12 protein-coding genes, 1 other RNA gene and 1 pseudogene are annotated in these 16,964 nt (G+C 48.9%); 8 read left to right on the forward strand and 6 right to left on the reverse strand.

The window, feature by feature from the left end; translation table 11 throughout:
- Window positions 1-97: 97 nt before the first annotated feature.
- Genes BM334_RS08990 through BM334_RS09000 form a run of 3 tightly spaced genes read left to right on the forward strand, consistent with a single transcriptional unit; the run spans window position 98 to window position 3,959 of the window.
- Window positions 98-1,030 (forward strand): isopenicillin N synthase family dioxygenase, encoded by a 933-nt coding sequence (locus BM334_RS08990; RefSeq protein WP_092840937.1) that lies wholly within the window; start codon window positions 98-100, stop codon window positions 1,028-1,030.
- Window positions 1,031-1,059: 29 nt separating this feature from the next.
- Window positions 1,060-2,781 (forward strand): bifunctional metallophosphatase/5'-nucleotidase, encoded by a 1,722-nt coding sequence (locus tag BM334_RS08995; protein ID WP_092840939.1) that lies wholly within the window; start codon window positions 1,060-1,062, stop codon window positions 2,779-2,781.
- Window positions 2,778-3,959: a multidrug effflux MFS transporter gene (locus BM334_RS09000; RefSeq protein ID WP_092840941.1), complete on the forward strand. Its 1,182-nt coding sequence runs from the start codon at window positions 2,778-2,780 to the stop codon at window positions 3,957-3,959. The genes BM334_RS08995 and BM334_RS09000 overlap by 4 nt, the downstream gene beginning before the upstream one ends.
- 200 nt (window positions 3,960-4,159) lie before the next feature.
- Here BM334_RS09000 and BM334_RS09005 read toward each other — a convergent pair whose 3' ends face one another.
- Both BM334_RS09005 and fadE read right to left on the reverse strand, forming a co-directional pair.
- Window positions 4,160-5,719 (reverse strand): AbgT family transporter, encoded by a 1,560-nt coding sequence (locus tag BM334_RS09005; RefSeq protein WP_092840943.1) that lies wholly within the window; start codon window positions 5,717-5,719, stop codon window positions 4,160-4,162.
- 132 nt (window positions 5,720-5,851) lie between these two features.
- A complete protein-coding gene (gene fadE, locus BM334_RS09010) occupies window positions 5,852-8,311 on the reverse strand; it encodes an acyl-CoA dehydrogenase FadE (protein WP_092840945.1) in 2,460 nt (819 codons plus the stop codon).
- A gap of 197 nt (window positions 8,312-8,508) precedes the next feature.
- Between fadE and BM334_RS09015 the strand changes: the two genes are divergently transcribed.
- Window positions 8,509-9,261 carry a DUF3108 domain-containing protein gene (locus BM334_RS09015; protein WP_092840947.1) on the forward strand — a complete coding sequence of 251 codons (753 nt, stop codon included), beginning with the start codon at window positions 8,509-8,511 and terminating at the stop codon, window positions 9,259-9,261.
- A gap of 2 nt (window positions 9,262-9,263) precedes the next feature.
- On the opposite strand, the gene purN is transcribed toward BM334_RS09015, so the two are convergent.
- The gene (purN, locus tag BM334_RS09020; RefSeq protein WP_092840949.1) at window positions 9,264-9,902 is read right to left on the reverse strand and encodes a phosphoribosylglycinamide formyltransferase; all 639 of its coding nucleotides are present in this window, start codon (window positions 9,900-9,902) and stop codon (window positions 9,264-9,266) included.
- On the reverse strand, window positions 9,899-10,945 hold the full coding sequence (gene purM / locus BM334_RS09025; RefSeq protein WP_092840981.1) for a phosphoribosylformylglycinamidine cyclo-ligase: 1,047 nt from the start codon (window positions 10,943-10,945) through the stop codon (window positions 9,899-9,901). Before purM ends, purN begins: the two co-directional genes overlap by 4 nt.
- Before the next feature lie 142 nt (window positions 10,946-11,087).
- Here purM and rimI point away from each other — a divergent pair, with 142 nt between their 5' ends.
- On the forward strand, window positions 11,088-12,254 hold the full coding sequence (gene rimI / locus BM334_RS09030; protein WP_177215067.1) for a ribosomal protein S18-alanine N-acetyltransferase: 1,167 nt from the start codon (window positions 11,088-11,090) through the stop codon (window positions 12,252-12,254).
- 30 nt (window positions 12,255-12,284) lie between these two features.
- Here the strand turns inward: rimI and BM334_RS09035 are convergent, their stop codons facing one another.
- The gene (locus BM334_RS09035; protein WP_092840951.1) at window positions 12,285-13,133 is read right to left on the reverse strand and encodes a hypothetical protein; all 849 of its coding nucleotides are present in this window, start codon (window positions 13,131-13,133) and stop codon (window positions 12,285-12,287) included.
- Between the two features lie 265 nt (window positions 13,134-13,398).
- Here BM334_RS09035 and BM334_RS09040 point away from each other — a divergent pair, with 265 nt between their 5' ends.
- The 3 genes and pseudogenes from BM334_RS09040 to BM334_RS13015 all read left to right on the forward strand — a co-directional run bounded on the left by BM334_RS09040 (window position 13,399) and on the right by BM334_RS13015 (window position 16,698).
- Window positions 13,399-15,330 carry a S8 family serine peptidase gene (locus tag BM334_RS09040; RefSeq protein ID WP_092840953.1) on the forward strand — a complete coding sequence of 644 codons (1,932 nt, stop codon included), beginning with the start codon at window positions 13,399-13,401 and terminating at the stop codon, window positions 15,328-15,330.
- An 80-nt stretch (window positions 15,331-15,410) separates the two neighbouring features.
- Window positions 15,411-15,770, forward strand: a transfer-messenger RNA (tmRNA) gene (ssrA, locus tag BM334_RS09045).
- Window positions 15,771-15,963: 193 nt separating this feature from the next.
- Window positions 15,964-16,698: pseudogene (locus BM334_RS13015) on the forward strand (phage integrase central domain-containing protein).
- A 2-nt stretch (window positions 16,699-16,700) separates the two neighbouring features.
- Here BM334_RS13015 and BM334_RS09055 read toward each other — a convergent pair.
- On the reverse strand, window positions 16,701-16,964 hold a 264-nt coding region (locus BM334_RS09055), incomplete at its 5' end, for an integrase core domain-containing protein (RefSeq protein ID WP_143119031.1).

A 16,964-nucleotide genomic window follows, 5' to 3' on the forward strand; every position in this document is an offset into this window, starting at 1 on the left:
AAAAGGCGGTTTACTCAAGATTTACCCTTGTCTAGACAGGCTAAAATACATAGCATAGGCGCCTATTTTCACATTTATTGTCGGGAACGAACGATTCATGAAATCCATACCACATATTGATATGAGCCTGTATGGCCAAGACTTTAACGCCTTCGCACAGCATGTCGGTGAAGGTTACGAAGCAAACGGTTTTGTTGCGTTAACTAAGCATGGTATTGACCAACAACTAATTGATAACGCGCTGGATATTTGTCGTGAGTTATTTGCTTTGCCGGAAGATGTGAAAAAGAAATATCATATTCCCGGTGGTGGTGGTGCGCGTGGTTATACGCCATTTGGTACCGAAATAGCCAAAGACGCTAAACACGTTGACTTGAAAGAATTCTGGCATGTGGGTCGCGAAGTGGAGGGCGAGCCGCCGTTTGCGCAGCTAACCCCTAATGTGTGGCCGGCCGAAGTGCCTGAATTTAAAGAAAAGATCTTAAAGCTGTACCGTGCGCTAGACGCGTTAGGTTTGCAGGTGCTCGAAGCCTTGGCGGTTTATTTGAAGCAGCCGCGCGATTTCTTTAACGACAAGGTGAATTTGGGTAACTCTATTCTGCGTCCGTTACACTACCCGCCAATTATTGATGAAGGTACGCCTTCGGTACGCGCCGGTGCGCATGAAGACATTAACGTACTGACCTTGTTGGTTGGCTCGCGTGAACCAGGCTTAGAAGTGCTGGCCAAAGATGGCTCATGGATTCCGGTGACCATTATTGAAGGCGCAATTATTTGTAACGTGGGTGATATGTTGCAGCGCATGACCAACGGTGTATTGCCGTCGACCACTCACCGTGTGGTGAATCCGCCGGCGCCATTTAGCTCGAAGTCGCGTTATTCAATTCCGTTCTTCTTGCACTTTAACCCTGACGTTATGATTACCCCGTTAGAAAGTTGCATTAGCGAGGAAAATCCGCAACGTTTCGATCCAATTAGTTCTGACGACTATTTGATGGAACGTTTACGTGAGATCGGCCTGGTTAAGTAACGAATAACGAGTAAATATTTGGAGTGGTGATGAAACGCCTTTTAGTTTCGCTAGTCAGTTGCGCAGCTTTAGTGAGCTGCGCACAGTTGTCAACGCCGCAACCCTATACCCTTACGGTTGCGCATATTAACGATCACCACTCTCATTTGTTGCCGATTCGTGGTACCAGTGTGCGTATTCATGGTGAAGAGGTGAAGATTGAAACGGGGGGCTTTGCTCGCGTTGCAACGCAAATTGAAGCCATACGTACACGTCAACCTAATGTGCTGGCGTTACACGCGGGTGACGCTATTACCGGTACACTTTTTTATACGTTGTTTGATGGCGCCGCTGATGCGGCCCTTATGAACCAAATTTGCTTTGATGCGTTCGAACTTGGTAATCATGAATTTGACAGCGGAGATGCTGGGCTCAAACGATTTTTAGATGTTTTAAGTTTAGGTGACTGCGGCACTGTGGTGCTTGGGGCAAACGTTGAACCAGAAATTGGTGTGTCGCCGTTAACGCCGAAAACCCGTTGGGACAGTTTTAAGCCGTATGCTATTTACGACGTGGGTGGCGAGCGTATCGGCGTGATTGGTATCGACATTGCGGTGAAAACTAAAAATTCATCGCAGCCCGATAAGACCACCGAGTTTGCGGATGAGTACAGCACGGCGAAATATTACATTGATGAGCTGCGCCAATTAGGCATCGAAAAAATTGGCCTGCTAACCCACATTCAATATAAAAATGATTTGGCGCTCGCGGAAAAATTGCCGGCTGTAGACTTTATTATTGGCGGCGACTCGCACACCTTGTTGGGTGATTATGCCCGCTACGGTTTACCAGCTGTTGGCCCATACCCAATGACCGTGAATAACGCCGATGGTGACCAAGTTTGTGTGGCGCATGCCTGGCAATATAGCCAAGTTGTTGGTGAGTTAGCTGTTACTTTCGACGGTGACGCCGTTGCTAATTGCGGTGGCCAGCCACACCTGTTAATTGCCGAAGATGCACCGGCCGCGCTGGCAGATTTGCCACAGTTTGCAGCGGTTGCCGAGCATTCGCAGATTAAACAAGAGCTGACCAATTACCAAACCAAAATTGATGAATTAACCCAGCAACAAATTGCTCAGGTTGAGCAGCGCTTGTGTATGCGCCGTATGGGTGTGCAAACAAGTGAAGACTGTGGCGTCGGTCGACATTCAGATGCGCATGCGGTGGTGGCACAAGCGTTTTTAGCAAGTACCCCACAAGCTGACTTTGCGTTACAAAATGGTGGTGGCGTGCGACGTGAAATTGCTGCCGGTACACTGACGGTAGCTGATGTTTATAGTTTACTGCCGTTCTCGAATACCTTGGTCGAAATGCAAATTACTGGCGCAGAAGTGAAACAAGTACTGGAGCAAGCATTGGCCTATGCCATATCGGCAGGGGGGTCTGACGGGGCGTACCCGCACGGTGCAGGTATTCGCTTCGCAGTGGATATGACGGCGGCAGACGGAACCCGTGTGAGTGAACTGGAAGTATGGTCAGATAATAGCTGGCAAGCACTTCAGCCAACGCAAACCTACACCATGGTGACCAATAGCTTTTTGGCGGCAGGTAACGATGGCTGGGCGCTATTAGGTGATATTACCGCTGCCGGACGCAGCACCGATACTTACGTAAATTATGCACAATCGTTTGTCGATTGGGCCCGCAAAACAACAATAATAAAACGGCCAGACGTACATAGCACCAAACGCTATAAGTCGGCCGCGCAATGACCATATTCCAAGTATCCGATAAAGCTCGTTTTGATTTAGTGGTGGTGGTGCTGGCGCTGTTAACTGCGTTCGGCCCATTGTCCATTGACATGTACCTACCTGCTTTTGGTGACATCGCACAAAGCTTTTCGACCGAGTCGAATCGCGTTGAGCTGTCGTTAACTTCGTTTTTCTTAGGTTTGTTTATTGGTCAATTGCTCTATGGCACTGCGTCGGATCGCTTTGGTCGTAAGCCACCGCTGTATTTCGGCTTGGTGTTATACATTGGCACTTCCATAGCTTGCGCTTATGCACCTAACCTTGAAAGTTTAATCGTATTACGGTTTTTGCAAGCCATTGGCTCGTGTGCGGGGTTGGTGATTGCGCGCGCCATGGTACGTGATTTATATACGCCGCAAGCATCAGCCCAAGTATTTAGCTTTTTAATTTTGGTGATGGGCATCGCGCCAATATTAGCGCCGCTAGCTGGCGCTTACGTGACGGCAGCCTTTGGTTGGCAGGCTATTTTTATTATTGTTGCCGCGTTGGGCGTGGCGTGTTTAGCAGTCGTGCATGTGCGCTTGCCAGAAACGCGGTTGCCCAATCGCAGTATCCGTATGCGTTCAAGCTTACCCATTTACTGGCAGGTGTTAAAAGACCCCAGTTTCTTGCGCTATTCACTAAGTGGCGGCATCGCTCAGTCGGGCATGTTCGCCTATATTACAGCCTCGCCGTTGGTGTTTATTGAGCACTTTGGTTTGGCGCCAACGCACTACAGTTGGTTGTTTGGCGCGAATGCCATTGGCATTATTGGTATGGCGCAGTTGAATGCATGGCTGCTGCGGCGTCGTGACTCGCGCAAAATATTAAATAAATCGTTGCCGGTGTTGGGCGTGGTTTCGGTGCTGTTGATTATTGCTGGCTGGAATAATTTCGGCTTAGTTGGCGTGGTGGTGCCATTATTTCTGTATGTAAGCACCCTTGGCATGGTGTTCCCGAATGCTATGGCTGGTGCGCTTGCTGAGCAGCAAGAACGAGCTGGTTCGGCATCGGCTGTAACGGGTAGCTTACAGTTTCTAATAGCTGGCGGAATATCGGCGCTGGTGAACGTGCTCGGTCACCAGCATCCGTTAGCCATGGTCTTCGTGATGGGCGGCTGTGGCCTGACCGCCGTAACCATTTACCGCCTGTTGAGGTAGGTATTGCGAACAGGCAATACCTGTAGCCCGGCGTTGCACGCCGGGACATGGCTCAGCCACGGTAATTGTCGAATTCAACGATAACGTAGCTTCACCCTCGGCGTAATTGTCGAATTCAACGATAACGTAGCTTCACCCTCGGCGTAATTGTCGAATTCAACGATAACGGTGCTTCGCACCACCCGGCGTAGAACGCCGGGCTACGGGTTGTAATAAGTCGGCGTGTTAATGCCGACTGGCATGTCGAGGCCGAACACCCATAAGAAGAACAGCGCTGACCAACCAATCAAGAACATAATGGTATACGGCAGCATCATGGCAATCATGGTGCCAATACCAGTGTCTTTCTTGTAGCGCACCGCCACCGCAAGTATTAAGCCAAAGTAACTCATCATTGGGGTAATAATATTGGTAACCGAGTCACCAATTCGGTAAGCCGCCTGAATAACCTCAGGTGCGTAGCCGATAAGCATCAACATAGGAACAAAAATAGGGGCGGTAATTGCCCACTGCGCTGACGCAGAGCCCAGCATGAGGTTCACAAACGCACACATTAAGATAAACAGAATGAATACGGCTGGTCCAGTTAACCCCGCTTCTTGTAAGAAAGTCGCGCCTTTAATGGCTAAAATACTGCCGAAGTTTGTCCACCCAAAAAACGCCACAAACTGCGCCGCAAAGAACACCAGTACTATGTACATACCCATCGTACTCATGCTTTCGGACATGGCATCAATAACGTCACGGTCAGTGCGCATTACCTTGGTAATACGGCCATAAACGTAGCCAGGAATAGCAAAGGTAATAAAGATAAAGGCGACAATGCCCTTCAAAAATGGTGAACCAGCCACTTCGCCGGTTTCAGGGTTACGCAAAATTCCCCATTCAGGAACAATGGTCAACGCCAGCAGTGCACCTAACACCAAAAAGCTTAAGCCGGCGCCAATGAGGCCTTTTTTCTCAATGGCCGACAACGACTCAATTTTTTGCTCGTTTAAATTAATTGACGCCTCTTTAGGGTCGTACTTTCCAAGCTTTGGTTCTACAATTTTCTCGGTCACAAAAGTGCCCATAACGGCAATTAAGAACGTTGAAATCATCATGAAATACCAGTTAGCCTCTGGGCCAACGTAATATTCTGGGTCAATAAGGTTCGCCGCTTTGGTGGTAATACCGGCTAATAACGGGTCTACCGTACCAATCAACAGGTTCGCGCTGTAGCCAGCAGAAACGCCCGAGAAGGCCGCAGCAAGACCCGCCAAAGGGTGACGACCTAGCGAGTGAAATATCATGGCGGCCAGCGGCACTAATACCACGTAGCCAAGCTCTGCGGCGGTGTTTGAAATAACGCCGGCAAAAACTACGGCAACAGTCACAACGCGAGGGTGGGCATTCATAACCAAGCCGCGCATAGCCGCAGAAAGCATTCCTGAACGCTCTGCAATACCAACGCCCAATAACGCAACAAGTACAGTGCCAAGCGGCGTAAACCCGGTAAAGTTCGTGACTAAGCCAGTAACAATACGTTGTAAGCCCTCGGCATTGAATAAACTAACAACCTCAATTAATTCGCCGCCTGGCCGCGGATCTTGAGCGCTTAGGCCAAAATAGCTAGCAACCCCGCTAAGTACTACAACCGCTACTGCGAACAATGCAAATAGAGTAATGGGGTGGGGAAGTAAGTTGCCGAGCCATTCGACAGTATCTAGAAAGCGCGTAAAGGCGCCGCGTTTTTCGGTGGCTGATGAGGCTTGCGTCATGCAGTTCCTGCTCCTGTTTTCCGACTTTTAATTGTTTTGTTGAATTCGAATTAGCGCTGAATTGTACACATAAAAAAGGCCAATCGCGAGGATTGGCCTTGTCAAATATACAACCACTGCGGTAACTAGCGCTTAGGCTGCGTTATTTTGCTTACCTGCAGTAGCTAAAGCAACGTCACGGGCGTGCTTACCAGCAATGAGGTCTTCATGGGCAAAGTCGTCCACGTTAATGACTTGCAAGCGACCTTGTTCCGCGCGTTGTAGTAACGCCACTTCTTCGTCACTAAGCACGCCAAGCTCTTTACCTTTCGCGGCCACTTTGTCCAAGAACATGAATGGCATGCGGCGGTCATTGGCGGCTTTACGCACACGGTCAAACAATGGCTCTGCGGCAATAATGTCACGCAACGTTTGCTCAAGGTAACCAAACTGACCTTCCGGCGCCAAGAATTGACCTTGACCTAAACGTTCACGGCTAGCATTTGGTGTCAGCAATATTTTCGCGACCTTGCTATCTAAACGATCAGAAGGGCGTTTCGCGATACGGCCAAACGGATACATAATGGCTTTCATGGTTGTACCCACGGCACCAAAGTTATCCAATAACGCCAATTGGCTTTCTTGCAGTTTGTACAAGGTATCTTGCAACGCCCAGTGCATTAAAGGTAAGTCGTCTTTCTGACGGCCTTCGTCTTCAAAACGCTTCAACGTGGCAGAAGCAATAAACAAGTAGCTCAACATGTCGCCTAAGCGCGCTGAAATACGTTGCTTACGTTTTAATGAACCACCTAACACGCCCATGGCAACGTCAGATAACAACGCCAAGTTGGCGCTAAAGCGGTTCATTTGCTTGTAATACTTCGCCGTGCTGTCGCTGTATGGCGAGCTGGTAAAGCGCCAGAAACCTAAGCCAAGTACCAATGAGCGTACAAAGTTGCTCATGCCGAAACCAATATGGCCCCAAATGGCTTTATCAAAGCGCACCAAGCCTTCTTTATTGGTTTCTGCTGACGCCAACATTTCTTCCAATACATATGGATGACAGCGAATAGCACCTTGACCGTAGATCATTAGATTACGGGTTAGAATATTCGCGCCTTCTACGGTAATGGCTACCGGTACGCCTTGATAGCCACGGCCTAAATAGTTGTTCGGGCCTAAGCAAATACCTTTACCGCCATGAATGTCCATAGCGTCATCCATACAGGCACGTAGTTTCTCGGTCATATGGTACTTAGCGATAGCTGAAATAACCGATGGCTTTTCACCTAAATCAATACCTTTGGTTGAGAAGCTGGTCACGGCGTCCATCAAATAGGCATTACCACCAATACGCGCCATGGCTTCTTGTACGCCTTCCATTTTACCCACAGGTAGGCGGAACTGACGGCGAATATAGGCGTAGGCACCGGTTGCCAACGCGATAGACTTCACTCCACCGGCACTGTTTGAAGGTAAGGTAATAGCGCGACCAACTGACAAACACTCAACCAGCATACGCCAGCCTTTGCCAGCCATTTCCGGGCCGCCGATAATGTAATCTAATGGGACGAACACATCTTTACCGCGCACTGGGCCATTCTGGAACGGAACGTTCAATGGCAAGTGGCGACGACCGGTTTCAACACCTTTCGTGTCATGCGGAATTAATGCCGCAGTAATACCGAGCTCTTCTTTGTCGCCCAATAGTTTGTCAGGGTCAGACAATTTAAAAGCTAAGCCAAGCACAGTAGCTACTGGCGCTAAGGTGATATAGCGTTTGTTGAAGTTTAAGCGAATACCGACAATTTCTTTGCCTTCCCATTCGCCTTTGCAAACTACACCTGTGTCTGGAATTGAACCAGCATCTGAACCAGCCTCTGGGCTAGTTAATGCAAAACATGGAATTTCTTGGCCGTTCGCTAAGCGCGGCAAGTAATAGTCTTTCTGCTCTTTGGTACCGTAGTGTTGCAACAACTCGCCTGGGCCTAGTGAGTTTGGTACACCCACGGTAGAGGCCAAAATTGTGCTCACACCAGCAAGTTTCTGCAGCACACGAGACTGTGCATAGGCCGAAAACTCTAAACCGCCATATTCTTTTTTGATGATCATGGCGAAGAACTTGTGGTCTTTTAAGTACTGCCACACGTGCTCAGGCATATCTGCCAGCTCGTGCGTTGCTTCCCAGTCGTTCATCATTTTGCAAATTTCTTCACATGGGCCTTCTAAGAACGCTTTTTCTTCGTCACTTAGTTCTGGCTTTTGAATGCTGTGAAGTTTTTTCCAAGCTGGGGCGCCACGGAATAGCTCGCCTTCCCACCAGGTGGTGCCGGCATCAATCGCGTCTTTTTCAGTTTCTGAAATTTCTGGCATGACTTTGCGGTACATGCCTAACAACGCTTTTGACAATACGCCACGACGGAACGGCGTAAGATTGAACGGAATTAGCACAATGGCTAACAACGTCCACAGCACTGGGCCGACGATGTCGAACCAGCTTCCAATAGCAAACATACCCACAAGGCCGATGCTAGTTATTAGCAACGAACTGCGGAAGTACAAAAAACCACCCAATACAAGAAGGGTAGCAACAACCCATAAGGCAATGCTCATGTTATCTAACTCCGTTGTTCTTTTAGAGGTCTGACCAGTATGTTGAGGGTAGTCGTTTTGATCACTTTTTTCAAGAGTAAACAGTGCTTGGTAGTGGTCTAATCGGTAAATAATTCTAAACTCTGCTAAATTTAAGCGGTCAGAGAATATAGAGAAAAGTTGGCGCGGCATTCGCGCTGTCAAAGAAGGTATTGAATATGACGTTTTGGCGCACAATAAAAATGCACTTTGCTACCCTGCAAGTCATGCTAACGGGGGCCTTGCTTACTGCAAGCTTTACCAGTTCAGCTATGGTAAGTGAATCCAACTCTGCGACGTTAATACCTTACGAAACGCGCTATGAAGTTTTGCGAGGTGGTAGTAACTATGGCGAAGCCGTTCGCAGTTTATCGCTCACTGACGGTGTTTATAAGCTGTATACCGAAACCGAGATCTCATTGCTGTTTTTATCCGACAGGCGCCGGTTTTGGTCTGAATTTGTGCTTGAAAATGGCCGCATCCAAACCCAAACGTTTGCCTATAAACGCTCAGGCACTGGGCGCGATAAAGGTTTTAGCGGCATCTTCGATTGGCAACAAAAGCAATTGATTAATCGCAACACAAAACAGCCTGTAGCAGTGAACATTGTGCAACACAGTATGGATGAAGCTGCAAATGTGGAGCAATTGCGCTTAGATGTGCAAAACCAAGCACAAACTGATTTTGTCTATAACGTAATTGATGAAAAAGGCCAGGCCGATGAGCTTCGTTTTCAGCGCGTGGGCGAAGAGGTGCTGACGTTACCTTATGGCGAAATAACTGCGGTGAAAGTTGAGCGTGTACGCGAAAACTCGCGCCGAGAAACAGATTATTGGTTTGCCCCAGAACTTGGGTATGTGTTGGTTAAAATGGCTCAACGTGAAGATGGCGATGAGGTTGCCACCTTGCAGTTAAGCCATATTCAGCAATAGTCTTAGTCGTCGGCGTAGCCGGCGGCTCCGAGTAATTGGCCATCAAGCTCGGCACCTTGGTTGGTTAAGCGCAGGCGATCTGCGCAAAACCACTGCACCACCAGCGGATAAATGGCATGTTCTTGCGTATGCACACGGGCCTGCAAGTCGGCCGCGGTGTCTCCAGCAAATACAGGCACCGTGGCTTGCAGTATAACTGGCCCGCCATCAAGCTCTTCGGTAACAAAGTGAACACTTACCCCATGCTCAGAATCACCAGCGTCTAACGCCCGTTGGTGGGTGTTAATGCCTTTATATTTAGGTAACAACGACGGATGAATATTGAGCATGCGGCCGTGATAATGGCGGGTAAAATCAGCTGTCAAAATGCGCATAAAGCCGGCTAGCACCACCAAATCAGGCTGATAGCTATCAACCAGTTGTTTTAGCTCAAGGTCATAGGCTTCACGCGTGGCGAAGTCTTGATGTGACAGTACCGCGGTTGCTACGCCCGCATTGGCGGCTTTTTCTAAACCGCCAACACCTGCTTTATTGCTGATAACTGCCACCACATTGCCCGCAACTTTACCAGCTTGGCAGGCATCGATAATGGCCTGCATATTGGTGCCAGAACCGCTAATTAAAACAACAATGCGCTTCATGAATGAATTTCAACCTGAGCTTCGTCACCGTTGCGCGCTGCAACGGAGCCAATAACCCAAGCGTCTTCGCCATGCTCGCGCAACAAGGCTACGGCCTGCTCAGCTTGTGCTTGTGGAAGAGCCATAATCAAGCCTACGCCACAGTTGAAGGTACGGTACATTTCTTTGGTGGTGACGTTGCCGTTGTGTTGCAACCAGTTAAATACCAAAGGCCATTCCCAGCTGCTGTCGTCAATAATGGCTTTGGCTGAGTCAGGCAATACGCGCGGAATGTTTTCCCAGAAGCCGCCGCCAGTAATATGTGAAATGGCATGAACGTCTGTTTGCTCAAGCAAAGCCAATACCGACTTCACGTAAATTTTAGTTGGGGCTAGCAAGTGCTCAGCTAACGGCTTGCCGTCTAGCATTTCTTCCGTTGGGTTGACGCCGCTTACTTCAAGAATTTTACGCACCAATGAATAACCATTTGAATGCGGGCCCGATGAAGCTAACGCAACTAATGCGTCACCCGGGGCAACTTTGCTGCCATCAATAATTTGTTCTTTTTCAACCACGCCCACACAAAAGCCAGCAATGTCGTAGTCGCCGTGTTCGTACATGCCTGGCATTTCCGCGGTTTCGCCGCCAATAAGCGCACAACCCGCTTGCACACAGCCTTCGCCAATACCAGTCACCACGTCAGCCGCGACATCAACGTCAAGTTTGCCGGTGGCATAATAGTCGAGGAAAAATAATGGTTCTGCGCCTTGCACAATGAGGTCGTTCACGCACATGGCAACTAAGTCGATGCCCACGGTGTCGTGTTTTTTCAGGTCAATGGCTAAGCGCAACTTGGTACCCACGCCGTCGGTGCCAGAAACCAATACCGGTTGTTTGTATTTGGTTGGCAGCTCACAAAGCGCACCAAAACCACCAATGCTGCCCATCACTTCCGGACGTTTTGTCCGCTTGGTTACACCTTTAATGCGATCAACGAGGGCATTGCCTGCGTCAATGTCTACACCAGCGTCTTTATAGCTTAATGAAGGTTTTTCAGTACTCACGGAAGGATCCTCGGCTAGGGCAAAAAATTTGCGCGCTAGTTTATCACTTTCATGTGCACGGTGCGACAGGGTTGGCGTATAATAATCACTCATTTTACTTTTCGCGTGCAGAGCACGCTTCGGTCACTTCATGCAAAGCCCTATGCGACAAAACACACAACAAAATGTGCAACAGCCCATGCAGCTAAGTATTCAACAGGTGCAGTTAGTTAACGCTGAACGCGCCGATTTGGACGCATTAGAGGCCATTGAAACTTTAAGTTTCGTCACTGACCGCATTAGCCGCCGTAGCTTCAAGCGCTTTATTGATCAGCACATTGGCGACTTCAAAGTGGCCCGTTATAACGGCCAAACCATAGGCTACTATATTGTTTTGTATCGCCAAGCGACCGAGCTTGCGCGGCTTTATTCGCTGGCCGTACACCCAGATTTCCGTCGGCGCGGGGTGGGGCGCCTACTGCTAGATGCCGCCGAGCATGATGCCGATGAGCGCTATTGTTTGTTCATGCGCTTAGAAGTCAAAACCGACAACATGGCGGCGCTGAAAATGTACCACCATGCCGGCTATTACGACATGGAAATACGGCCTGAATACTACGAAGATGACAGTGATGCTCTGGTGCTACAGAAGTTACTGCCACGGTTTGAGAAAAGTGATTTAGATAACGGGAATGCCAATTTGGTGCCATATCGCACCCAAACCACCGAATTTACCTGTGGTCCGGCAAGCTTGCTTATGGCGATGGCCTATTTTGATATTCCATGTCGCGACGCGCACCACGAGGAACTTGAAATTTGGCGTGAAGCCACCACTATTTTTATGACCTCCGGCCACGGTGGTTGCGGCCCGCATGGGTTAGCACGCGCCGCTGTTAAACGCGGTTTAAATGTTGAGTTGCACGTTAGTGAGCCCGGTCCGTTATTGCTAGATTCGGTACGCAGCGCCGACAAAAAGCAAATCATGTCGCGCATTCAAGAGGCCGACATTGCCGCACTAAAACGCGCCAAAGTACCGATTATTGTGGGTGATTACACGCTAAGCCAACTGATTCACGATCTAAATCAGGGCAAACTGGTGGTCGCGCTCATTAGTACGTACGTGTTCGACGAGAGTAAAGCGCCGCACTGGGTGCTCATTTGCGCTGCCGACGAGCACTACGTGTACATTAACGACCCCGACCAAGATACCTTTCCGTGGCAATCGCCAGCCGATCGACAGTATTTGCCGATACCCTTAGCGACATTCAGACGAGCTTTTGGCTTTGGGAAGCGGAAGCAACGCGCGGCTGTGGTGCTTAGCCGCGCGTAACATCACCTCGGGTGAGGTGTTGAATAGAACTTATGATTTGGCTTTTTTCTTGCGTTTTTTAGCGGTTGCACTTTTTAACGCTAAGCTGTCATCAAGTGGCAAAGAAATTAAGCCTGCACCTGAGCGCAAGGTCACACGATCGTCGCTGCGCTCTAACACCTTGGCGTTAATTTCAAACACAATGCGCGGTGACAAAAAGGTAGACTCAATAAGCACATGGTCAAGTTCAGTATATTTACCTGTGCGGTCATTCACGTAAAGCGCGACGATATCGTCAAAGCTCTGTTCAATAGCCGCATGAATTTGTGTGTGCTCCGCGTCACCTAGGCCGTCAGCTATGTCGTCAATGGGTAAATGCAAAGACGTTTGGTGTGTATAACGACCATTCCAAACCGTGCCGTCTGGTTGCGGAATTTCAACAATTAGCGCGGTGCCCATACGCAACATCTCGTCTTCGTCACGCACGACCATCACAAAAGGGTGAAAGCGCACGTCGGCGGTCTCATCGTAGCTCACCGCTTGATTGGTCGCTGCCTGACCGAACATATCCGCCACCGGCAATGGTAACTTGCCGTATAACTTCTCAACGTCACCGTCGGTTTCGGCTTGAATCATACCCACGTTGGCTAATACACCTAGTGGCCCAAAAGCCACACCTAAAGCCACACCACCACCGCCAAAATTCTGCACGTAGGTAATGTCTTTGGCTTCGTCTAAGTGCACTTGCACATGGCTTTCGGTTTTGATGTGTGGGTTTTCAAATAATTTGTAGTTCAGTGCTTGTTCTGCGTTGAGGGTTGGAGCTGGTGTTTGAAAGTATGGAGCAGAGCTGCAGCCCGTTAATAATAAAACACAGCTAATGAATAAAAGCTTGCGCACAAGGTTATCCTGTATTTTTGTTGTTATGGAAGCGCAATAGAATACGAAAAGTGGTAGATGCGACGCAATATGACGCACTAAAAAATTTAACATCATTTACTTTTGTTTTACTTATTAAGTATTTAGCTAGCATACACGAGCTGATAGCTTAAAGGTGTTGCTGAAAATCTGTACAGCAACACCAACACGCAGCCGAATGTTGTATCCCGCCGCTGTAAAGCACTGGCTATAAACGCCACACACATAATAAAAAGAGAAGAAATTCATGAAAAAACTGACATTCCTAACGCTGTCGGCGCTTGCTGTTTCAGTGTCCGCCGCTGTCGCTCAGCCTCCAGATCACAGCAATGCCAAACCCTTGCAGACGGCGCAAGCCGAAGCAACCGGACCACAACGCTACATCATTAAATTTAAAGAAAACAGCAAAGCGGTACAAAAATCTGGTAATCGTGGTCGATCAGAGTTGGCGCTAGCCCATGCACAGTCAATGATTGAAAAGAATGGCGGTAAAGTAAAACTAAGCATGCGCCACAACTTAGCAGTGGCCGCAGAATTAACGCCACAGCAGAAAAAGCGTTTAGAAAAAAACCCAAACATTGAATATGTCGAAGTGGATCAGCCACGTCGACTTATGGCACAAACAGTGCCTTACGGCATTAACATGGTGCAGGCTAACCAAGTAGATGACAGCGTGGCGTCAGCCGCCGCAGGTGGTAAAAAAATCTGTGTGATTGACTCGGGTTTAGACCTGCCGCACGAAGATATGGGTACTCGCTTTGGCACCATTAACGGCACCAACAACAGTGGAACTGGCAATTGGTACGACGAAGGCGGCCCGCACGGCACCCACGTAGCCGGCACCATTGCTGCGTTAAATAACGGCTTAGGTGTGCGTGGTGTGATTGGCAGCAACCCAAGCATGCATATTGTCAAAGTGTTTAATGCTAGCGGTTGGGGCTATTCATCGTCATTGGTAGCGGCTATAGAAACTTGTGCCGACAACGGTGCAGACGTGGTGAATATGAGCTTAGGCGGCGGTGGTTCAAGCCAAACCGAAGCCAATGCCATGCAGAATTTATACAACCAAGGTGTGTTGTTAATTGCCGCAGCAGGTAACGATGGCTCGGCCTATAGTTCTACTGACGCATTGTCTTACCCAGCTTCTTACAATGCGGTGGTTTCGGTTGCTGCGGTAGATAGCAACAAAGGCTTGGCGTCGTTTTCGCAGAAAAATAGCCAAGTAGAAATTGCCGCCCCTGGTGTGAACGTATTGTCTACTTACCCAGAGGGCACCGGTAGCCAGGGCAACTATGGCAACATGAGCGGTACCTCAATGGCATCGCCACACGTGGCCGGTGTAGCTGCCTTGGTTTGGTCACATTACCCAAGCTGCAGCGCGGCTCAAATTCGTGGTGCGTTGAATGCTTCTGCTGAAGACTTAGGCTCTGCCGGCCGCGACGTACGTTTTGGATACGGCTTAGTGCAAACCAAAGACGCTATTGATTATCTTGCTGCCAACGGCTGTGACGGCTCTGGTGGCGGTGGTACTGAGCCACCAGCGAACAACGAATTAACCAACGGCCAAACCGTATCTGGCCTAGCAGCAACCACCGGTGACGCACTGTATTACAACTTAGAGGTGCCTGCCGGCGCGACTGACTTAAGCTTTAGCATGAACGGCGGTTCGGGTGACGCGGACTTGTATGTGCGCTTTGGCTCACAACCAACCACCTCAACCTATGACTGCCGCCCATACCGCACGGGTAACACCGAAACCTGCACTATCTCGAACGTGCAAGCGGGTACTTACCACGTGATGGTTCGGGCTTATTCAAGCTTCTCAAACGTGAACTTAACCGGTGCATTTACCGCGCCTAGTTCTGGCGGTGGCGGTGAGGGCGGTTCAGCTTCTGCAACTGACCTTTCTGGCGCAACCGGCTCATGGACTCATTACTATGTTGACCTACCTGCGGGGATGACGGCATTGAACGTGACTATGTCTGGTGGCAGCGGCGATGCCGACTTATACGTACGCCAAGGCTCGCAACCAACAAGTTCAAGCTACAACTGCCGTCCGTACCGTTCTGGTAATAACGAAAGCTGCAGCATTGATAACCCAGGCAGCGGCCGTTGGTACATCAGCCTGCAAGGTTACCAAGCCTACTCAGGCGTAGATTTGCTGGTTGAATGGCAATAACGCTTTTTAATTGCGTTGTCAGCACTTGAAATGGCTGACAGCGCCACCATATAGGTGTAGAATTAAAAACGTTAACCTTAGGGGCTGATTTGGATTCGACGGAATACACGAAACCCAAGGTGCATGCCGAGGTGAGGCTGGCCTCGTAAAAAGCCTCAACTTAATAGTTGCAAACGACGACAACTACGCTTTAGCGGCTTAATAACCCGCTGAGTCCGACCCCTAGCGCTTTGTCTGTGAGACTAGGATCAGTCGGTTCACCCCAAAGCAGACTCGCGTGGAGGCTTCGCCCGTAGCCAAAGCGTTAAAACCAATCGGGATCGTCACCTTAAGTAGCCTGTCTGTCGGCGACTTGGTGATTAACTAAAAGACTGACTAAGCATGTAGGACCGAGGATGTAGGTATTACGGACGCGGGTTCAACTCCCGCCAGCTCCACCAATTCCATAAAAGGGGATGTCTCACGACATCCCCTTTTTTCTTTATAAGCCACGTAAAATAAGGTTTTCATAGGCGTTTGCTTTCCCAGCTTATCCCAAGAAAACCAGCCCCAGCCTGAGTTTTTAGTATTCCAATTTGTATTCCAAGCGATTTTGGGTAAACTCTTTGGAATACATCGAAGGGAGATATGCTTATGGCGCGCTCTACTATTGGGCTCACGGATGCAGCCGTCAGACAACTCAAACCTAAAGACAAGGACTACGTTAAGTCCGATGGAAAAGGCTTACAGCTGCGAGTGAGAGTGAATGGTTCTAAGCTTTGGGACTTCAATTACATTCACCCGACGACAAAAAAGCGCGTGAATATGGGGCTGGGTAGCTACCCCGATATGAGCCTTAAAAAAGCCCATGAGCTCACAGAAGCTGCTAGAAGCCAAGTTGCTGAAGGGGTAGACCCTAAGCTTGCCAGAGAGGAAGAAAGAGCGGCACAACGCTACTCAGAGAACGCGACTTTGAGAAAAGTTGCTGAAGAATGGTTCGAGGTCAAAAAAAGTGAGGTGACTGCTGACTACGCTGATGATATTTGGCGATCGTTAGAGCTACATGTATTTAACCGTTTAGGTGAAACGCCGGTTAGCCAGATAAGTGCTTAAACGGTCATTGATGTATTACGACCGGTTGAGAAAACAGGGCGGTTGGAAACCGTTAAACGTGTAATTCAGCGGTTAAACGAGATAATGAATTACGCTGTCATTAAAAAATTAATTACTGGAAATCCAATCGCTGCCATCAAATCTGCTTTCAAGAAGCCCAAGAAGCAGCATTTACCGACAATTACCGCAAAAGAGCTCCCTGACTTCCTAAGAAAGCTCCATGAAACCAACGTTACGTATTGTAATCCCCCCATTTTAAGCAGCAGTTATTCGTAGAATTAATGAACCGCTTGCGTTAATTGTTTGGGCGGAATGCCTCCGATAGCCGTGTTAGGCCGTTCGTTGTTATAAAGCCAAAGCCACTGAGTGGCAAGTTCTTGTGCATGTTCGACGCTGTCAAACAGGTGTAAATCGAGCCACTCATGCCGCACTGTTCGATTAAATCGTTCAACATAAGCATTCTGAGTCGGTTTACCTGGTTGAATGTAGAGCATCGTAATTTGATGCTTTTCAGCCCAGTTAATCAGCTCGCTTGACAAATA

This window comes from Pseudidiomarina donghaiensis (genome assembly GCF_900116895.1).
GTDB lineage: Bacteria > Pseudomonadota > Gammaproteobacteria > Enterobacterales > Alteromonadaceae > Pseudidiomarina > Pseudidiomarina donghaiensis.

What these genes read in the sequence shown, in the direction of transcription:
- BM334_RS09040 (WP_092840953.1), top strand. Translation starts at nt 13,399, where the DNA reads ATGAAAAAACTGACATTCCTAACGCTGTCGGCGCTTGCTGTTTCAGTG.
- BM334_RS09000 (WP_092840941.1), top strand. Translation starts at nt 2,778, where the DNA reads ATGACCATATTCCAAGTATCCGATAAAGCTCGTTTTGATTTAGTGGTG.
- BM334_RS09005 (WP_092840943.1), bottom strand. Translation starts at nt 5,719, where the DNA reads ATGACGCAAGCCTCATCAGCCACCGAAAAACGCGGCGCCTTTACGCGC.
- fadE (WP_092840945.1), bottom strand. Translation starts at nt 8,311, where the DNA reads ATGAGCATTGCCTTATGGGTTGTTGCTACCCTTCTTGTATTGGGTGGT.
- BM334_RS08995 (WP_092840939.1), top strand. Translation starts at nt 1,060, where the DNA reads ATGAAACGCCTTTTAGTTTCGCTAGTCAGTTGCGCAGCTTTAGTGAGC.
- purN (WP_092840949.1), bottom strand. Translation starts at nt 9,902, where the DNA reads ATGAAGCGCATTGTTGTTTTAATTAGCGGTTCTGGCACCAATATGCAG.
- rimI (WP_177215067.1), top strand. Translation starts at nt 11,088, where the DNA reads ATGCGACAAAACACACAACAAAATGTGCAACAGCCCATGCAGCTAAGT.
- BM334_RS09015 (WP_092840947.1), top strand. Translation starts at nt 8,509, where the DNA reads ATGACGTTTTGGCGCACAATAAAAATGCACTTTGCTACCCTGCAAGTC.
- BM334_RS08990 (WP_092840937.1), top strand. Translation starts at nt 98, where the DNA reads ATGAAATCCATACCACATATTGATATGAGCCTGTATGGCCAAGACTTT.